This window comes from Luteolibacter pohnpeiensis (genome assembly GCF_016595435.1).
In the GTDB taxonomy this organism is placed as follows: Bacteria; Verrucomicrobiota; Verrucomicrobiia; order Verrucomicrobiales; family Akkermansiaceae; genus Luteolibacter; species Luteolibacter pohnpeiensis.
Genome location: NZ_JAENIJ010000165.1, coordinates 1 through 640, shown reverse-complemented (window position 1 = coordinate 640; position 640 = coordinate 1). Strand labels below are relative to the sequence as shown.

At 57.8% G+C, this 640-nt stretch carries 1 pseudogene; it reads right to left on the bottom strand.

Going from position 1 to position 640, the window contains the following annotated elements:
• Positions 1-518, bottom strand: a pseudogene (locus tag JIN85_RS22570) (hypothetical protein); the annotation flags it as partial.
• Between the last annotated feature and the right edge of the window lie 122 nt (positions 519-640).

The following is a 640-nucleotide window of genomic DNA, read 5'->3' as shown; positions in this document are numbered from 1 at the left end:
GATCCGCCAGAAGCTCCCGATTTTCCCTTCTTCTTGCGGCCTTTCTTCGCGCCAGCTTCAACTTGCTCGAACAGGGCACGCTTGCCTTTGATCGTGAAAAGCCGGGTGTGATAGAAAATCTCGTAATCCCTCGCACGACGGCCGCGAGCTTCTGGAATGATTGGAATCGTCAACGCCCCTGCCCGCTTGGCTCGGATGGTGCCACCACGAACCTTGTGAGCATAGTGGTCGGCGTCGTTAAAGATGATGGCACCGTCCTGATCCGAACTGCCAAACGACCAACCTCCGGTGATGGTCGAGCCAAACGCGGAGCCTTCACCTCCACCCTTGCCCATGTAGTTCTTGCCACGCCATTTGCCGGCGCGGTCGAACTCGCGGTGGTAGGCTGCAGCCTCAAGCACCGCTGCCTTGCTCGCGACTTTGTTCAGCTCCGCTTTTTCAGGCCCGGCAAGGGCTTCGACGTATCCGCGCATGAACTTGCTCGCGCCGTTTTTCACACTGACCTTGAGAGCGATCATGATTCGTAACGGCTGGTGCTACCGGCAAGCACGCCGGAGGAAATGGCTTTTTCAAGAGCGGTCTGAAGAACTGGCGTGTTGAACTGACCGGACAGCTCCGGCATTTCACGGTGGGCCTTTTC